The organism is Brasilonema angustatum, from assembly GCF_059505445.1.
The window spans coordinates 48,782-67,096 of sequence record NZ_JCACKO010000133.1 but is presented as its reverse complement, the minus strand read 5'-3'; the positions used below and the strand labels follow the sequence as shown (position 1 = coordinate 67,096).

The 18,315-nt window shown below is 42.4% G+C and carries 12 protein-coding genes; 4 read left to right on the top strand and 8 right to left on the bottom strand.

Annotation, left to right across the window (positions count from 1 at the left end):
* Positions 1-128 precede the first annotated feature (128 nt).
* On the bottom strand, positions 129-4,763 hold the full coding sequence (locus tag AC5JM2_RS23730; protein ID WP_495837283.1) for an nSTAND1 domain-containing NTPase: 4,635 nt from the start codon (positions 4,761-4,763) through the stop codon (positions 129-131).
* A 163-nt stretch (positions 4,764-4,926) separates the two neighbouring features.
* Complete coding sequence (locus AC5JM2_RS23725; RefSeq protein ID WP_495837282.1) at positions 4,927-5,094, bottom strand: hypothetical protein; 168 nt, start codon at positions 5,092-5,094, stop codon at positions 4,927-4,929.
* 1,286 nt (positions 5,095-6,380) lie between these two features.
* On the opposite strand from AC5JM2_RS23725, the gene AC5JM2_RS23720 reads away from it, so the two are divergent.
* Together AC5JM2_RS23720 and AC5JM2_RS23715 are read left to right on the top strand one after the other, a co-directional pair.
* The gene (locus AC5JM2_RS23720) at positions 6,381-7,631 is read left to right on the top strand and encodes an FG-GAP repeat domain-containing protein (protein WP_495837281.1); all 1,251 of its coding nucleotides are present in this window, start codon (positions 6,381-6,383) and stop codon (positions 7,629-7,631) included.
* A gap of 455 nt (positions 7,632-8,086) precedes the next feature.
* Positions 8,087-9,304 carry an FG-GAP repeat domain-containing protein gene (locus AC5JM2_RS23715; protein ID WP_495837280.1) on the top strand — a complete coding sequence of 406 codons (1,218 nt, stop codon included), beginning with the start codon at positions 8,087-8,089 and terminating at the stop codon, positions 9,302-9,304.
* Positions 9,305-9,376: 72 nt separating this feature from the next.
* On the opposite strand, the gene AC5JM2_RS23710 is transcribed toward AC5JM2_RS23715, so the two are convergent.
* Complete coding sequence (locus AC5JM2_RS23710) at positions 9,377-10,870, bottom strand: UDP-N-acetylmuramoyl-L-alanyl-D-glutamate--2,6-diaminopimelate ligase (protein ID WP_495837279.1); 1,494 nt, start codon at positions 10,868-10,870, stop codon at positions 9,377-9,379.
* Between the two features lie 1,783 nt (positions 10,871-12,653).
* Between AC5JM2_RS23710 and AC5JM2_RS23705 the strand changes: the two genes are divergently transcribed.
* Together AC5JM2_RS23705 and AC5JM2_RS23700 are read left to right on the top strand one after the other, a co-directional pair.
* Positions 12,654-12,935 carry a hypothetical protein gene (locus tag AC5JM2_RS23705; protein ID WP_495837278.1) on the top strand — a complete coding sequence of 94 codons (282 nt, stop codon included), beginning with the start codon at positions 12,654-12,656 and terminating at the stop codon, positions 12,933-12,935.
* A 32-nt stretch (positions 12,936-12,967) separates the two neighbouring features.
* Positions 12,968-13,111 carry a hypothetical protein gene (locus AC5JM2_RS23700; RefSeq protein ID WP_495837277.1) on the top strand — a complete coding sequence of 48 codons (144 nt, stop codon included), beginning with the start codon at positions 12,968-12,970 and terminating at the stop codon, positions 13,109-13,111.
* Positions 13,112-13,394: 283 nt separating this feature from the next.
* Here the strand turns inward: AC5JM2_RS23700 and AC5JM2_RS23695 are convergent, their stop codons facing one another.
* From AC5JM2_RS23695 to miaB, 5 genes are all read right to left on the bottom strand, one after another.
* Positions 13,395-14,057, bottom strand: coding sequence for a hypothetical protein (locus tag AC5JM2_RS23695; protein ID WP_495837276.1), 663 nt, complete (start codon positions 14,055-14,057; stop codon positions 13,395-13,397).
* Between the two features lie 161 nt (positions 14,058-14,218).
* Complete coding sequence (locus AC5JM2_RS23690; protein WP_495837339.1) at positions 14,219-15,331, bottom strand: D-alanine--D-alanine ligase family protein; 1,113 nt, start codon at positions 15,329-15,331, stop codon at positions 14,219-14,221.
* A gap of 95 nt (positions 15,332-15,426) precedes the next feature.
* Entirely contained in the window at positions 15,427-16,170 is a 744-nt protein-coding gene (locus tag AC5JM2_RS23685) for a gamma-glutamyl-gamma-aminobutyrate hydrolase family protein (RefSeq protein WP_495837275.1), read from the bottom strand.
* A gap of 83 nt (positions 16,171-16,253) precedes the next feature.
* Positions 16,254-16,709, bottom strand: a complete 456-nt coding sequence (locus AC5JM2_RS23680; RefSeq protein ID WP_495837274.1) for a hypothetical protein — start codon at positions 16,707-16,709, stop codon at positions 16,254-16,256.
* A gap of 169 nt (positions 16,710-16,878) precedes the next feature.
* On the bottom strand, positions 16,879-18,234 hold the full coding sequence (gene miaB / locus AC5JM2_RS23675) for a tRNA (N6-isopentenyl adenosine(37)-C2)-methylthiotransferase MiaB (RefSeq protein WP_495837273.1): 1,356 nt from the start codon (positions 18,232-18,234) through the stop codon (positions 16,879-16,881).
* Positions 18,235-18,315: the final 81 nt, after the last annotated feature.

The window sequence follows — 18,315 nt, the reverse complement described above, 5'->3', positions numbered from 1 at the left end:
CAGCACCAGAGACTATTTTTTGATTCATCTTCTGGGGGCTATATTTACATATAGGTTTTTATTTTGGGAAGATATGCAGCTATATTTATAACCCTTGGCGAGAGTCGGCGACTAGTGCAAGATATTGGTTAACGTTTCTGAGTGCCGATACCGTCACATAAAGTGCGATCGCTCTCACTAACATCACGATTATTCTTCAGATAATCACGCACCCAGTCGCAACCATACGCCATTACCTTATCTAAATCAACGACTTGATCCAAATTCCACAAAATCACTGTCTTGTCGTCACTTGCCGAAGCGAGCTTTTTACCGTCAGGGCTGAAAGCAACTCCCCAAACCCTTTTGTTATGTCCATTGAGAGTAACCAGTAAAACAGGTAACTTGCCTGTCTCCATTTTCCAGAGTTTCACCGTGTTGTCTGCACTCGCCGAAGCAATCATCTTGCCGTCAGGGCTGATTGCAACTCCAAAAACCGTAGCCCCATGTCCTTCAAGAGTAGTCAGCAAAGTGCCGTCTGGCTTCCAGAGTTTCACCGTCTTGTCCTCACTTGCCGAGGCGATTGTATTGCCGTCGGGGCTGATTGCAACTCCCCAAACTCCAGCTTTGTGCCCTTCAAGAGTTTTCAGCAATGTACCATTTTTGTCCCACAGTTTCACCGTTTTGTCTGCACTTGCTGAGGCAATCATCTCACCGTCAGGGCTAAAAGTAACATCCCAAATCGGTTGTAGATGCCCCTCAAGAGTTTTCAGCAAAGTGCCGTTTTTGTTCCACAGTTTCACCGTGCTCTCCCAACCCGCTGAAGCGATAGTGTTCCCATCGGGGCTAAAACCAACTCCCCAATCCCCAGCTTTGTGTCCCTTAAAAGTATTTAGCAAAGTGCCGTTTTTATTCCACAATTTGACTGGACTGTCCAAGCCCACCGACGCGATTGTATTACTATCAGGACTGAAAGCTACTCCATAAACTGCATTTTTGTGATCCAGCGTCACAGGTAAAATGTTATCCTGCTTCCAGAGTTTAACCGTTCCATCATCACTTGCCGAGGCAATTGCCTTACCGTTAGGACTGATTGCAACTCCGATAACTGCTGCACTATGACCTCTGAAGGTAGTCAGCAACGCGCTATCTAGTTTCCAGAGTTTGATAGTCTTGTCCCCACTGACCGAAACTAGAATTTTGCTGTCAGGATTAAAAGCGACTCCCCACACTCTATCGCTATGTCCATTAAGCGTAGTTAACAACTCACCGTTTTTGTTCCACAGTTTAATAGTATCATCCCAACTTCCCGAAGCAATTGTCTTACCATCAGGGCTGAAAGCAATACTCGAAACTGAACCTTGATGTCCTTCAAGAGTTTTTAACAACGTGCCGTCCTTGTTCCACAATTTGACAGTGCTGTCCCCACTAGCCGAAGCTAGAGTCTTACCGTCAGGGCTTATTGCAACATCCCAAACTATACTTTTATGCCCAGCAAGCGTGGTCAGCAACGTGCCGTTTTTGTTCCATAGTTTGATGGTGCTGTCTTTACTAGCCGAGGCGATGGTACTTCCGTCGGGGCTAAAAGTAACTGCCTGAACTGAAGATCCATGTCCTTTTAAGGTAGTCAATAAGGCAGATACCTTGCCCGACACTCTCCAGAGTTTGACACTACTGTCGTCACTTGCCGAAGCAATTGTCTTACCGTCAGGGCTGAAGGCAACGTTTAAAACCCCAGCTTCATGTCCCTTAAGAGTAGTTATCAACGTGCCGTCACGCTTCCATAATTTAATAGTCTTGTCTGCACTTGCTGAAGCTAGAGTCTGACCGTCCGGGCTTATTGCAACTTTGTAAACCGTAGCCCCATGCCCCTCTAAGGTTCTCAGCAATGTGCCATCTTTGCTCCATAGTTTAATGCTACTGTCGTCACTCGTCGAGGCGATTATGTTACCATCTGGGCTGAAAACTGCACTTTTAACTTCACCGTTGTGCCCTAACAAGCGGTTGTACTCAATCGCCCCATAAACTACCTGCCGCAGCACCGATTCAACCTTATTCTGAGTGTCGGCGTCTACCGCTACTAACTTTTGTAGTTTTCGCCTCGCCCTAATTGCTTCTTTAAGCGCGTCCAACTTTTGATTTGAAGCAAACAGGGCTGCTGAGGATTCACTAATCGCTTTGATTTCACTCTTGGCTGAATTCTGCCATTGCCACCAAGCTGCCCCAGCTAGTATTAAGGTTACCACCAAACCACCAGTAAGCCCAAAAACAGTTAGCTGTCGTCTGCGCCTCTGTTTTTGCTGCTCTTGTTTGCGCCATTTAATGCTAGCGTTAATAAAGCGTCGTGCTCGTGGTGTTAGTTCGTCTCTCCGTTGTTTGTACCAATCTTCTGCTACTGCTAGCTGCGTTCGTTGTAATAAGGCTTCTGGGTTTTGATTGCTATTTTCCCAGTCACGTATTTCTTGCTTGAGTCTTTCTTGCCAAATACGAAACTCACGGTTAGCGTTCACCCACCCACGCAGATTTCCCCATTCCCGAATCAACGCTTCATGGACAATTTCTACTGTTTCTATTTGCTCAGTTTCATCCCACCCAGTCACCAGCAAACGCGCATCAGCTAAACGTTGCACCAAACCCCAATTTTCATTCCCCACTTCGTTGCGAGTCGCCACACGCCTAGTGTCTTCCGTCCCTTCCCCTGGACGCACTAACTGAATAAAAACTCTTTGCGCTTGTTGTTTCTCTTCCTCAGATAGGTTTTTTAAAACTTCATCAGCGTGTTTTGCTAAAGCTTTTTCTAAACCGCCAATTTCTTCATAAGCCTTGTGAGTCAGATACCAATTTTTCTGTTTTGACCAAAGCTGAGTTAAAGCAAATTCTAAAAGAGGTAAACGACCGGGGCATTCGCCCACACTATTAATAAGTTTACTTGTTAACCCCTCCTCCAATTCCACCTTCATTTTTAAAGCAGGTTTTTCAATTGCATCTCGCAATTCCTCTTTGTCCATTGGAGTCAATAACAATGGAGTGTATTTTTGCAAAGCCTTCCCCATTGGTTGATAATCAAGCACAATTCCCAAAAAATCTGCTCGCAGCGTCAATACCAGCGTCAACGCTCGAACAGATTTTACAGCCAAAAGTAGTACATTCAAAAAACTGTCACGTTCTTCCTGGGTAGCAAGAGTGTAAAGTTCTTCAAACTGATCTGCCACTAACACCAAACGCTGATACCCTGAGGAGTGAATGATATTTTCGAGAAAATTGCATAATGCTGTCTCATCATGTCGCAGGTTTACTTCAAATTCTAATTCTGCTAACCTACTATTAGCTTCTCCTGATACTTTTGGTTGTCGTTGTACTGAAGACTGGCAATATTTGTTTAGGGCGATCGCCAAAGAATCAAACGGATTTTTCCCCGGACGAAAACTGACTATCCCCACATTTTCAACACATCTTAAACGCTTAATCAACCCTGCAAACACTACAGAAGACTTTCCACTCCCAGAAGCACCAACTACAGGAACTAGCGGTTTGCTGTTTACTGCTTCCACTAAAGAAGCAATAAATTTCTCCCTACCAAAAAAGAAGTCTGCGTCTTTCTCCCCAAACGCAGATAAACCGTGATAAGGACATTCAGGAAGTTCACCAGAAAGTCCTCCTAAATCTTCCCAACTCGGTGGCGGTTCAGTGGTATTTTGACAGATAATTGGCAACCAGTTTACTCCTGGTAGCTGCTTTGCAATATCTCGCTCATCTGCAAGTTCAGAGAGTTTATCTCTGGCTTGGCGGACGGAATTAAATAAAGATTCCCCTTGAGAAAAAGAGCTTAAAAAATATTGGAGAAACTTTTGTGCTAATTTATCTGGTACTTCTTCGCGCCAGACAATAATGTAGGGAAGATTTAAAGAAGCTAATTGCCTTGCTAAACCTAAACCATTACAAGAATTGAAGATGGCTAATTTTAAACCTTTGTTAATTGCTGTCGAGAGGGTTCTTTTGATTTCTGCTAAACTTAAACTATCATTAGGATTAATATTGATGACACCTATTTGACCATCAGCTTGAGTTTCACTATGACCGCCAAAAAACAGAATATCGCAAGGTTCTTCCCAGAGGGCGTTAAATTCTGAACGATTTGGTTCAGTAAGAACAATAAGTTCCGCTGCTCGTTTGTGCAATTTTTGGAGCAATTCCTTATCTACATTAGTATCAATGTTTGTACTATCTCCAAAAATACTGAGAATTCTAGCTCTTCTAATTTTACTAGCAGTCGATGATTTTTTAGACGTGGTAGAACTTGCAACACACGAGTGAAAACGAACAGCCGCTTCACAAGAGAAATTTTGAGCCAAAAAATCCCATTCCTGCCAAGGCAGTCGATGTAAAATATCCTTGGTTGTCTGTGAGCCAACTTTCTGTGTGTTGATAACCAAACGAATTTCTGGCTGGGGGTGTTTTGGCAATGCTTGTTTTAATTCTGATTGAATAGGGTAAAGCCACTGATGAAGGTGACTACATAAACGCTGGGCAGAATCGTAACAATCTGTATTGGAAATATGAGTAACTTGGTTCTTTTTAAAACCACCTCTAGAATGCTGTAGTAACAAGTAGTATTGCTCTTTCCAACGTTGATAGGAAACTGGAATTTCCGGATTTGGGGGTAATTGTACTTCTAGTTGTGTGATGTTACGCTGTGCGTTTGCGATCATCACCTCAAGATTGAGATTACCAAACCCGCACTCAAAGTTTCCGTCACCAAACTCCAAGTTTACCCATATTTCCATAAACAACCAGCCTAAATTAGTTGACTTAAAGCATGACTATTTTTGTTCTAAAAAAAATCCTAAAATCAATAATTAAAAACAAAAAAAGATTAACAAACTGCAGAAAATACTATTACTTTTTTTATCCTTGTCTTTTTTTAAGGTAGCATGCAACCCTGCTTTTCTATTTATCCGCTGCTATTAATTGTTGCTGATTTATATTAAATTCAGCCTGCTTGATGCTGCGAGCATCACTACTCTCACGACGAGTTGGAACCCCGCGATTAGGTGGTATTCGAGCTTGTATCTGATTCTGTTTAATAGTTTTGACGGTTCGAGGTGTATTTTGCAAGAGCAATAAATTATGTGTCTCTGCATAGTTAGCGGATACAGTTATTATTCCTACTATAGGAATCCGGTTTGATGAGTGTGAATTGACAAAGTAGAGGTAGGGAACACAACGACCAAGCTCAGTGCATCGCGCTTAACGCTTAACAGGGAAAGCTTAATAGGGAACACCCGAACGCTTAACATAAACTGTACTGAATTCCGTTCAAAAATCAAATAGGAATTCTATAGTAACGAAATAATAACATATTATGATTTCATTTTTTCTCCTTGATAAAACTTTTCATAATACAACTTCACCAGTGCGTAGTAGGTCAATTTATATCTTGCACCTGGTCAAAAATGTCAAAAGTATTACATTTTATTTCACTCCGTTTTGTCCGCCTAGGACTGTAATACCGTTTCACTTTAAAGTTAGAACAAACGCGGGTAAGTGGGGGAGTAGGTGAGACAGCGCTCTTGGTAGGGTTTCCAACGCCCTATGGCGCTCCGCCACGGCAAAAGGCTATCGGGAACCCGAAGGGGGAAGTAGGGGGAGTCAAATGTATCAAGATTTTTGTGAAAGGGTATAAGTCCCAGGCTAATAGGTAAAGTCCATTAAAATGGAACGGCACGTGCTACAACGGGGGGAACTCCCCTTCAAGCATTTGTTGGGTTTCGCAAAGCCTCAAACCAACCTAAAATTACCCTTAACTGAACCGTATTGAAACATAAAATCTGTGTATGGTGTGCATTAGCAACAGAGTACGGCACTAAAGTTTATGGCTTAGGTGCGCTTTTGACTCCTACATTACGCAACGTCTTAAATAGTTTATGGCTTAGGTGCGCTTTTGACTCCTACATTACGCAACGTCTTAAATTTAACTCTAATTGCTCTGGTTAATTTTTCGTTAGATACTTATAAATTTTTCCACCCACCTACTTAACTGAACTGTATTGATGTATTTACCGAAAAAACTCATAAGTAGTGATTCAGGGCTAATATAGCAGTCCTATTTCATTTGTGAAAAAACAAAGTAAATTTGTAGATTCTTCTTCCCTGTTAAGCGTTAAGCGTTCCCTACCTCAACGAGTAATTTCACAACTCCTGCACGGATTGCTATAACTATTTTATCAAATATTCAAACTGTTATTCAATAACAGTTTGAATGTCGTATTTTCTTATAATAAGCACGGATTCAACAAAGTATGAAAGAAACAGAATTAAAACATCATTTTTGTTAAATGATGACAAAACGAAATCAAAAAAGGCGTTAAAACATTGATCAACACTAGTGATAGATAAACACCATGTTGGAATCTCAAAATACCTTAAGCTCTTCAACTTTAGGAGCGGCAAATTCTTCTAGGGCATTAAATATTCAACCCACAAATAGTTTTGAGAAAGATGGTCTTTTAAATAATACTTCGAGCCTGAGTGCCTCTTCACAATCTTTATTAGATGCAGATCAAGAGTCTTATGATACAGCAATAACCCTTCCGAATATTGCTAATCCTAATCCTAATCCTAATCCCATATTTACAAGCGCAGCAATTTTTCCTGATTTTAATGGTGATGGAAAGAAGGACAAGTTTTGGCGTAACCCTCAAACTGGTGAAAACGCTATCTGGCTAATGGATGGTACAAATGTTGCCTCTCAGGCTGCGTTGAAAACAATGAGTTCAGATTGGGACGCTAAATTTGCAGATTTCAACGGTGACGGCAAAACTGACGTCATCTGGCGCAATACCAAAACGGGTGATAACACCATTTGGCTGATGGATGGCACAAATATTGCCTCAGAGGCAGCTGTGGCGAATGTCCCTACAGACTGGACTTTCAGTCCTGGTGAGTTCAATGGTGACGGCAAAACCGACCTTGGATGGCACAATACAAAAACCGGTGAGAATGCTGTATGGCTGATGGATGGAACACAGGTTCTGGCTTCGTCTGCTTTGGAGGCGGTTAATCCAAACTGGACAGGGACTATTGGTGATTTCAACGGTGATGGTAAAACTGACACCTTATGGCGTGATAAAACAACAGGTGAAAACACTCTTTGGATAACCAATGGTAACACCGTTACTAAAACTGCATTGCCAACCCTTGGTACAGATTGGCAGCCTAGTCTTGCAGATTTCAATGGTGATGGTAAAACCGACATCCTCTGGCGTAATGATAAAACAGGTGAGAACTCTACCTGGCTAATGGATGGCTCAAACGTTGTTTCTCAGACTGCCTTACCGACACAAAGTGCAGGTTGGACATCCAGTGTTGGTGATTTTGATGGTAATGGTAAGACAGATCTGCTTTGGTCTAATCAGCAGACAGGTGAGAGCAAGATTTGGACCATGGATGGTGCAAATGTTGTCAGTGACACTGCTTTACCGACACAAAGTGCAGCTTGGAAACCAAGTATTAGCGATGTTGATGGAGATGGCAAGACTGATATCTTCTGGCGCAATTACCAAACAGGTGAGAACAAGGTTTGGCAGATGAATGGTTCTACCCCTACTGAATCTGCTCTACCGACAGTTGACAAAGCGTGGCAGACTGCCTAAGAATTTTTGTATAATTCGTAATTTGTGATTCGTAATTGATTTGTTCTTGCAAGTCATCAATGACAAATTATTTGAGATTTAACTGAAATGTTCAGATTCCCGACTTCTTATAAAAGTCGGGAATTTTGTTGTTGACACACGCGAGTGCGTGCCCGTAGCGGCTCAGGATTTAAGACTGCTATAGCAACTTTATATAGAAGTAGTAGAATGCATCTTCTGTATAAATATGTCTGGTTTTCTGGCATGCTCACTGTAGCCGATGATAGCTATTTAATTCGAGGCTATATTACACGCAATTGATAACTACTACGCTCATCTGTGTTATTAACAACATATTTGTTATTAGCAAATACAGTTTGATCACAAATAACAAAAATAACAGATGTTATGTCTTAACAGAAACATGCAAAAAAAACAGTTAAAAAAATAATGAACACTAGTCATAAACAAACATTATGTTTGCATCTGGGATCTTGGACTCTTCTAAAAGTACTAGTGCACTCCAATCTCTCCCAACCTCCGATAATTTTATAAACACGGATGGTTTGAATTCTGTTATAGGCATTGGACGCTCTTCTTTGCCATCACTGCTAGAAGATTCGATGCAGCCTGTAGATACTGTCACTACAAAAACAAATTCTAATCCTAATCGTTTGTTCAGTAGTACGGGAATTGTTGCCGATTTTAACGGTGATGGCAAAACTGACAGATTGTGGCGCAATTCTCAAACAGGTGAAACTGCTGTTTGGCTTATGGATGGCTCAAAGCCGACAGCCGGATCCTTACCGAAGGTAGACTCATCTTGGGACTTTGCTTATGCCGATTTTAACCGTGATGGCAAAACTGACATCTTTTGGCACAATAAGACTACGGGTGAGAACTCCATTTGGCTGATGGATGGCACAAAAATAGCTTCTGCGGTTAATTTGGAGAAAGTCGATCCATCGTGGACTGCTAGCATTGCTGATTTTAATGGCGATGGTAGAAGCGATATTTTCTGGCGCAATTCCAAAACTGGTGAAAATGCCACTTGGCTGATGGATGGCACAACAGTAACCAGTGCAGCTTTTTTGCCCAAAACTGATTCACAATGGTCTTACAGTATTGTTGATTTCGATGGTAATGGCAAAAGCGACATCTTTTGGCGTAATCAAACAACGGGAGAAAATGCTATTTGGTTTGTAAATGGTACCGACACATCAGAATATTCTCTATCGAAAGTAGATCCGTCTTGGAATTATAGCCTTGGCGATTTTAACGGTGATGGTAAAACCGACTTGCTCTGGCACAATAATCAAACGGATGAAAATGCTGTTTGGCTGATGAATGGTATTTTCGTCAGCTCAGGTTCTCTGGACAAGAAAGATTCTTCCTGGAAATCTAGTATTGGTGATTTCAACGGTGACGGCAAGAGTGACATCTTCTGGCATAATGCTCAAACTGGTGAAAACACTGCTTGGTTGATGGATGGCACATCCGTTGAGACTGCAGCTTTTCTGCCCGCAACTGATCCAGCTTGGCAACCCAGCATTGGCGATTACAATGGTGATGGCAAGAGTGACATCTTTTGGCGTAGATACGACACTGGTGAGAATAGTATCTGGCAGATGAATGGTACTACAGTTTCTGCATCTTCTACAGATGCTGTTCCGGTAGAGTGGTCTGTTTTCTAGAAATTTGTGGTGATGCAGATTATAAACAATGTACACGTAGATGATCGAGTTATCATCTGCGTGCATGTTTTTTTATCTTTTCATCCTTTCTTCTAAGGCTTCTCGTGCGTGTTCTCGATCATCAAAATGGATTTTTTCTGTTCCAAGAATTTGGTAGTCTTCGTGACCTTTTCCGGCAAGTAAAACGCCGTCTCCAGGTTGTGCTTGCAATATGGCAGTACGAATGGCGGTTGCGCGATCGCCCATCACTATCGGCTTTACTGTTTCTGGAATTCCTTCTAAAATATCCTGCAAAATCCTTTCTGGGTCTTCAGTACGGGGATTATCGGATGTCACTACAGCGACATCTGCTAATTGAGCAGCTATTTTACCCATTTTCGGGCGTTTGGTGCGATCGCGATCGCCTCCACACCCAAACACGCAAATCATTTTCCCTGGAATAAACGCTCGCGTTGCTTTGAGCAAATTCTCCAAACTATCTGGTGTGTGGGCATAATCCACAATAACACTGATATCTTGCTCCGGAAGAATTTGTACTCTTTCCATCCGTCCCGGAACTCCGGGAAACTCAGGTATAACAGATGCGACTAACTGTAAATCTAACCCCAAGTGTAAAACTGCTCCTACTGCTGCCAGTAAATTTTCTAGGTTATATTGACCAACAAGCGGTGAACGAAAAGCAACCTCACCTTTTGGTGTATGCAATGTACCACTGACACCATTCGGTTCATAACTCAGGTTACTCATCCACAAATCAGCTGTAGAATCATTAACACTATAACTCCAGACTTTCTCTGCGTTTAAGGATGCTATTAACCGCTTGCCGTAGGAGTCATCAGCGTTAATGATTGCCCGTCCCTTAAGATATTGAGGACTAAACAGCAGTGCTTTTGCTGTAAAATAATCTTCCATATCAAGGTGAAAGTCCAGATGGTCTTGGGTAAGATTGCTAAACACCCCTACCTCGAACTGACAACCCAAAATTCGACCCTGCGCCAAAGCGTGGGAACTCACTTCCATCACTCCGTACTCATTCCCAGCATCAAAAGCCGTCGCTAGCTGCTGTTGCAGTTCCACTGCAAACGGTGTTGTATAAGCAGCAGTTTGGACAAAACCATGCCAACGAGTGTAGAGAGTCCCCATTAAAGCTGTTGGCAGATTTGCTTGATGCAGAAAATACTCAATCAGGTGGGTGGTTGTGGTTTTACCATTTGTGCCCGTCACACCTACAAGTTTGAGTTTTTGTCCAGGATAGTCGTAGAAAGTCGCTGCTAATTGGGCACAGGCTTTTGTGATGTTATCAGTGCTGATCACACAAGCAGATGGTGTCGGTGGATGTTTCTGTGCTGCTTGAGGAGAAATAATTGCAGCTACAGCACCAGCGGCGATCGCACTTTGCCAAAAGTCTCCACCATCAACTCGTGTTCCAGGCATCCCAATAAACAAATCTCCCGCAACGCAAGCATGGGAATTTGTCTTTAAATTCTTGATTTCGGCATCCATTGCTGGATGTTGTGGTAACTGCACAACATCATCTACAGTCGCTAGTAACTCCCGCAGTTTCATTTTGTGAACCTCGTCACACATTCTGATTTTGCTTATTTTGCACTATGTTTTCTGTTTATACAAATACTTTGAGTTAATTGAATTGGGAATAGGCAACGGGCAACAGGAGTTTTTGGTTGACACTCTGCGCTCTTTTGACACGCAGATTCTTGCGTCCCAGGAATTCCAACGAATTTACCCTCCGCGCATTTCATTTTCGACATAAATAACGTTTGATTGTCAATTCATTCAATTTCTTGACAATCAAACTTCGGAGCTTTCATGCTTCCGTTTGAATCCCCATAAAAATTTAAACCCCCACCCAAAACTTACCACTTAATAGTTGTGCGGGCAATACGGTTCGGTGAAGGGGTAAAGGTGCTTCCCACGAACTTTAATCCTTGCCCTTTAACACTTCGGCTCACTTCGACGCTGCTTACAGAATTTCCTGTTCCCAATAATCGCTGTTCTCTTATTCGATCAATTGGAAAAAACTTTTCGATTAACTGTACTTGGCTTATCTGCTATTAAAAAAAAAGTGGGAGCAGGCATACCAAACGCCATTAAAGCTCCCACTTACCATTTACCGCTGAAGAGACAGGAATATGTACAGACACTGCCAGTGATTTAGGGGGCTAATGTGCAGGTTAAAGACAATGCCTGTACGGGCTAAATATTCCTGGTGCGGCAAATGTAAACTTGATTATTCATATTGATTTTTCTCAACAACTAGTCAGTAGATCATTTTGTGATATACTTTCTATTTCTTTGGTGATTTTTGGTAGAAGGTGTATCACACTTTATGGTATGTGATACACCCTGATAACAACACCCTTGAAGTCGTTTACCTTCTTTAATTTAATCGATTTACTCATAGCTTGGTTGCCACTTTGGCAGTTTTTTTATTTTTTGAAAGCTCATCAATAACAACACAATTTTAGATTTTATCTTTGAAAAATTCTTTATTTCATATTAGTCAAGTTAAGTAAAAAAAAAGAGTGGGAGCAAGCATACCAAACGCTATCAAAGCTCCCACTTACCATTTACCGCTGAAGAGACAGGAATATGTACAGACACTGCCAGTGATTTAGGGGGCTAATGTGCAGGTCAAGGACAATGCCTGTACGGGCTGAATATTCCTGGCGCGGTAAATGTAAACTTGATTATTCATATTGATTTCTCTCAACAACTAGTCAGTAGATCATTTGAGGATATACTTTCTGTTTCTTGGGTAATTTTTGTGAAAGATGTATCACACTTTATGGTATGTGATACACCCTGATAACAAAACCCTTGAAGTCGTTTACCTTCTTTAATTTAATCGATTCACTCATAGCTTGGTTGCCACTTTGGCAATTTTTTTATTTTTTTTGCAAACTACCTAACACAACATAAATTAGTAATCAGTCCAGATAGTTCCTCACTTTTGTGGCTGAATCACTATGAGTATAGCTTAACTTGAGGAAAGTACAAAAATCGTCCTTCACAAGGCTCTCAAGTCTACTTTTGTGCTTCTTTCTGTCACAAATTAGTGTGGGGTTAGACCCCTGATTTCGTATGAATAAATGATGGGTTAGACCCCTTATGATTCTATAAATAAATGATGGGTCATACCCCTTAATCCGTAGTAATTTATAATTTCATGTGTTGTCTGAAAGTTAGAGTTTGATTACACACCTAAAGTATGCCAGTTGGTGAGTGTAAGCGCTCTTGCTGATTCCCCAATGATATGATGTCCGCCAAGTCACCCATAATAAAAGCATCTCTGTTTCTTGGCGTCTGGTATGTCTTTGCAGGATAAATTATGGCAGGTCAATTTGAACTGATATCTAGCACCCTCCGGGTTCGCCCTATGGCTAACGCCACGCCTTACGGTGAGACCAGCGCTGCGGGAGGGAAAGCCGTCATTCGCGCTGGTCTCACCAGATACCTAGGTCGGGAGACCCTCATCAAGTACTGGCTCCCTTACACCCCTACAACGCCAGGTGCTTCAAGTCGGGAAACCCGCCCAACGCACTGGCTCCCCTTACACCCTTACACCCCTGTGTTTCTCCAGAGTTTGAAGGCAAAGTTGCAATTATTATAGGTGGAAGTTCTGGAATCGGTCGGGCGACGGCGATGCTCCAGCAGGGAGCCGAAGCATTGCTGATCGCCTTTGGTAAAGCAGGCGCAAAAGTTGTCGTTGCGGCTCGTCGTGACTCTGAAGGCGAAGAAACCGTGAGTCAGTCTTTGGTTGTAGATGGCGGTTATGTAGCTACCTGATGCTTTGTAAACACTTAGCAAAAATGTTATTGGCAATCAAAAATGCGACTTTTTTTGAAACACAATCTTTCACTGCTAAGCACAGCAGATGAAGTCTAGAAATTTCAAACTTCAATACGGTTTAGTGAATTGTGCTAATTTTTATGTATAGCAGTCGCCAGGTAGATTAGGACACGAACTAATGAGAAAACATGGTCACCAAGAGACTTTCAAGTCTGTTAAGAGCGATGCATTGAGCGTGGTCGTTGTGTTCCCTGTTCCCTGTTAAGCGTTCCCTGCTATATTAATCTTTACGTATAATGGTTGACAATGGAGTATGTTTGCGCATATCCAATATATTTGCCAGAGATTCTTTACCCTGACTCGGCGAGACATTTTGTTCTGGTGGTAAAACTGTGACTACAGTTTCTGTTCGCTTGGGCATTGCGACAACAGGCGTCCTTGGTTTTGATGGCACAAAAGCTGGTACGTTCTTCTTGGGACGGGGTTTTGATGCTGGACGACGTTTTGCTAAGCGTTTTTGATAGCGGTTAATGTTATTTGTGACTTCTTGAGGCTGTGCCCGACGGTTTAGCAGTAGGAATATTATTAAGGTACCACTACCACAACTCAGAGCAATAGCAGCCACCATCCATAAAGGTGTAGGGTTGATTGCTTTGGAGGGTGCTTTAATTGGTTTGATAATTTCAGCTTGGGCGATTTCTGCTTCCTCTGGTTGCATATGCCCCACATAGCCCAAGCTGTACAAGGCAGCAGCAGTACTACCTAGAGAAATCAATAACAACCCTGCTGGCAATAGCCAAGTATGACGTACAAGCAGATTTATCAGGAAATTTTTATTCCCTGTCGTTGGTGGAACTTTCTTCCCCGACTTGGGTATAGGTGCTTTTGATTGCGATGACTGCTGCTGTATACTCTGGCTATTTTCCATAGTTGCTTTGCTCATTTTAACCCTCCAGTTTTAGATTATACTGAAGGGTTAACCAGGATGTATCCGTAGAAACTCATGTAGTTTCAGTATAGTTTCTTAAAATACTAGTAACTTAATCTGATATTTGTTTCTACGCTATTTGTATTTATTAATACTTTTTGCTAGAGGGCGGGAAATCAGTTTTCCTCTTGCGTTGTTGAGGAAGCAGAATGTCTTTCGAGAGCCAGTTGGATTAATCTATCAACTAATTGGGGGAAAGAAACACCGCTATGCGCCCAAAGTAAAGGGTACATACTTGTTGCTGTAAAGCCTGGTAATGTGTTGATTTCGTTAATGAAAACTTCTCCTGTAGCTTCGACGTAGAAAAAATCTACTCTTGCCAATCCAGCAGCGTCAACAGCAATAAAGGCGCGCATTGCCATTTCCTGAATTTGACGAGTGACAGCTTCCGGTACAGGTGCTGGAATCAGTAAACCTGCTTTTCCTTCTGTGTATTTAGTATCGTAATCGTAATAATCGCTTGCGTAAGTAATTTCACCCATAACTGAAGCTTTCGGACTATCATTTCCTAAAACGGCACACTCTAATTCTCGTACGACAACTCCAGCTTCAACGATTATCCTTCGGTCGTAGCTGGCGGCGTTATCTAATGCTGCTTCTAATTCTGGTCTTGTTCGCACTTTGGCAATACCGACCGATGAACCTAAATTAGCAGGTTTGACAAAGCACGGATAACCCAAAGTCGCCTCAATTTCGTCACACAGTTTGGGGAAAACACAAGGATTCGACCAAATTTGCGCTCTATTTAACGCTTTGTATTTTACCTGCGGCAATCCCGCTTGGGCAAAGGCTGTTTTCATGGCAATTTTATCCATTCCCACCGCCGAACCCAACACTCCAGAACCAACAAAGGGAACCTGCATTAAGGTGAGTAACCCTTGTATTGTGCCATCTTCACCGTTGGGACCGTGGAGAATGGGAAACCAAACGTCTACTTCTGCAACTTGGGAAGGAGATTGCCAACGGCCCAGAACTTGATTTTTGGCAACTGATAATTGATCATTAGGTGTACTTGGCAATTGCAGCGGTGTTCCGGATTCCAAAACTTGTTGCGGCACATCCCCTGCTAGCCAACGTCCATCTTTCTGGATGTAGAAAGGCAAGATTTCATACTTATCAGTATTTTGCTCTGTCGTTAAAGCTCTGGCGATCGCCCGCGCTGAACTTATAGAAACTTCATGTTCTCCCGAACGACCACCAAAAAGCAATCCCACCCGCAGCTTTGTCATCGGAAATACCTCTGTCACGCCTCAAATTCAGATAGCGTAGCACAACTTGGCAAAGTTGCTCTATTTTTCTTGACTGAGCCATCACAGACACAAACTCAAATTCTAATAAGATTTTTCCGAGAAAGTGTTGATTGTATAAAACCCTGAAAAATTCGCTGATGATTGGGATCATTTGGAGAAAGTTCTGGATGCCATTGAACACCTATTGCCCAAGGATGATGTTCATGTTCGATTGCTTCAATCACTCCATCTTTCAATGCATATGCAACAGCATGCCAACCAGGCGGGATTCTACGTGCAGCTTGGTGATGAAATGAAACCACAGATATTTGAGTTTTTTGAATCAACTTTGCCAGACGGCTATTTGGATTGATTTTGATTATATGCTCTGTAGATTGCCACAGTCCTGGTTCTGGTTCTAGTCTATGCAAGACGGATGTACCATACTTATCTGGTATATCAGGAATGAGAGTACCACCAGATACTACAGTCAAGATTTGCAATCCTCTGCAAATGCCTAACACTGGTATGTGGTTATCTAAAGCAAAGCGTGCTATTTGGAGTTCAAAAACATCTCTATGTGAATCTACAGAATAAATCTTAGGATGAAACGAGCCATTGTAAAAAACTGGATCAATATCTCCACCACCAGAAAGAATAAGACCATCAAGAGGCTCAAGGAGTTTTAATGGCTCAACCTCTGTTGCTGGCAACAAAACTGGCACACCACCTGCGGCTTGTACAGCATTTGAGTAAGCACTGAGTGGGGATACAGCAGTTGCTTGCTGACGACCATAGGTTGTGATACCAATCTGTGGGGGTTTGGATTCTTGACTCATGGTTTTTGCACACTCTATCACGCCTCAAATTCAGATAGCGTAGCACATCCGGGCAAAGTTGCTGTATCTTGTATTTGTTTGCTCTAGTATTTGTAAATAGCTCCATTTTTAGCTATGTTAATCACATGATAACCTGTAGTTCGAGCAGGCATAATTGTGATTGTCAGAACATTATTCGTAACAGAAGTTTCATACCTCAAACCGCTTGCTTCTTGAGTTGCAGCTTCTTGCGAAGGATCGTAAACGGCAATGTTAACTGGTAGGGAAATATTTTTGAGTTGTGTATTAGCTCCCACAGATAAATCGTTATCCGCACGCCCATCAAGAAAATTGTATTTCAAAGCAGACTTTGTTTGATTGACTAGGACAACTGCAAATGGGCTTTTTGGATTGACTCGTGCGATCGGTTGCCAATAGCCAGGTTGATACGTGCGTGCGGGTGGGTTTTGTGGTGTATTTTGAGCTAGGACTGGAGTAATCCCTATAGCCAAAAAAACTCCTATTACAAACTTTAACTGTCTCCAAGTTAGTTGCTGCATACTTACCTGTTCACTAAAAGAAAAAATGCATGTTCCGAATACTTCGACGTAATTAATACTTACAGGTTCTCACCAGCACTTTTTCTTTGCAAGCGAACTGCGAAACCGCAGCCAAAAAGCGCGATATCGAACCATCCAATCAAACCAAAAGTTCCTCTAACGCTGACAGCTAGCAAACCAAGACCGGAATCTCCTCACCTGTTAAGCTAAAAGCACGAACTTCGGTAATTTTTACTTGAACCAACTTGCCCTTAAGTTTATTGATATCACCAGTGAAAAAGGTGAGACGGTTTCCACGGGTACGTCCCATGACTTGGGTTTTGTCTTTGGTGTTTTGGTCTTCCACTAGGACTTCTTCAGTGCGTCCCATGTAACGTTGCGATCGCTCGGCTGCTTTCATACCAACAAGATGATTGAGTCGTTGCAGGCGATCGCTCTTGGTTTCTTCACTCAATTGCTCATCCCAAATTGCTGCTGGTGTTCCTGGACGTGGAGAATACGCTGCTGTATTCAACAAATCAAAGCCAATATCATCTACCAATTTGAGAGTATTTTCAAACTGTTGTTCTGTCTCACCCGGAAAACCCACAATTGCATCAGCACTAATCGACGCATCTGGCATATACCGCCGAATTGTATCGATTATCCGGCGATATTTCTCATGAGTGTAACCCCGACTCATGCGCTTTAGAACTTCGTTATCTCCAGATTGGAAGGGAATGTGGAAGTGTTCGCACACCTTGGGTAATTCTGCACAAGCTTTGATCAGGCGTTCGGTGAAATAACGGGGATGAGAAGTGGCAAACCGAATCCGCTCAATTCCTGGCACATCATGGACATAGTAAAGTAAATCTGTCAAAGTGTGCAAATGGCGACCTTGCGGCGTGACTCCCGGCAAATCTCGCCCGTAAGCATCAATATTTTGACCGAGTAAAGTCACTTCTCTATAACCAAGCCGCGCTATTTCTTCCATTTCCGCGCGAATTGCTTCGGGTGTACGGGATTGCTCCACACCGCGTACATTTGGAACCACACAGTAAGTGCAGCGTTCATTACAGCCATAAATCACATTCACCCAAGCGCTGACATTACTATCCCGTCGCGGCTTGGTGATATCTTCCATAATGTGAACGGGTTCAGTTGCGACAACTTGGTTACCGTCAAACACTTGTTGTAGCAAATCATTCAAACGGTTAGTGTGTTGCGGTCCCATCACCAGGTCTAATTCTGGCACACGCCGCAACAGTGCTTCGCCTTCCTGCTGGGCAACACAACCTGAAACAACGATAGTTAAGTCTGGTTGCTCATGTTTACGCTTTGCTTGTCTACCAAGATATGAATATACTTTTTGCTCAGCATTATCTCTGATTGTACAAGTATTGTAGAGAATCAAATCTGCTTGATTTGGGTCTTCTGACCACTCAAAGCCCATGTCTTCTAAGATGCCAGCCATACGTTCTGAGTCGGCTTTGTTCATTTGGCAACCGAAGGTGGTGATGTGATAGCGTCGGGATGAAGTGGTCATGGTAACTTCCAAAGGGAATGAGATCGCGAATTGCACTAATGAAAATTATAGATTTTCGATACTATAAATAATGTAGTTTTG

Excerpts from the sequence above, each read along its gene's own strand:
- AC5JM2_RS23730 (WP_495837283.1), bottom strand. The coding sequence starts at position 4,763 with ATGGAAATATGGGTAAACTTGGAGTTTGGTGACGGAAACTTTGAGTGC.
- AC5JM2_RS23720 (WP_495837281.1), top strand. The coding sequence starts at position 6,381 with ATGTTGGAATCTCAAAATACCTTAAGCTCTTCAACTTTAGGAGCGGCA.
- AC5JM2_RS23715 (WP_495837280.1), top strand. The coding sequence starts at position 8,087 with ATGTTTGCATCTGGGATCTTGGACTCTTCTAAAAGTACTAGTGCACTC.
- AC5JM2_RS23710 (WP_495837279.1), bottom strand. The coding sequence starts at position 10,870 with ATGAAACTGCGGGAGTTACTAGCGACTGTAGATGATGTTGTGCAGTTA.
- AC5JM2_RS23705 (WP_495837278.1), top strand. The coding sequence starts at position 12,654 with ATGGCAGGTCAATTTGAACTGATATCTAGCACCCTCCGGGTTCGCCCT.
- AC5JM2_RS23700 (WP_495837277.1), top strand. The coding sequence starts at position 12,968 with ATGCTCCAGCAGGGAGCCGAAGCATTGCTGATCGCCTTTGGTAAAGCA.
- AC5JM2_RS23695 (WP_495837276.1), bottom strand. The coding sequence starts at position 14,057 with ATGAGCAAAGCAACTATGGAAAATAGCCAGAGTATACAGCAGCAGTCA.
- AC5JM2_RS23690 (WP_495837339.1), bottom strand. The coding sequence starts at position 15,331 with ATGACAAAGCTGCGGGTGGGATTGCTTTTTGGTGGTCGTTCGGGAGAA.
- AC5JM2_RS23685 (WP_495837275.1), bottom strand. The coding sequence starts at position 16,170 with ATGAGTCAAGAATCCAAACCCCCACAGATTGGTATCACAACCTATGGT.
- AC5JM2_RS23680 (WP_495837274.1), bottom strand. The coding sequence starts at position 16,709 with ATGCAGCAACTAACTTGGAGACAGTTAAAGTTTGTAATAGGAGTTTTT.
- miaB (WP_495837273.1), bottom strand. The coding sequence starts at position 18,234 with ATGACCACTTCATCCCGACGCTATCACATCACCACCTTCGGTTGCCAA.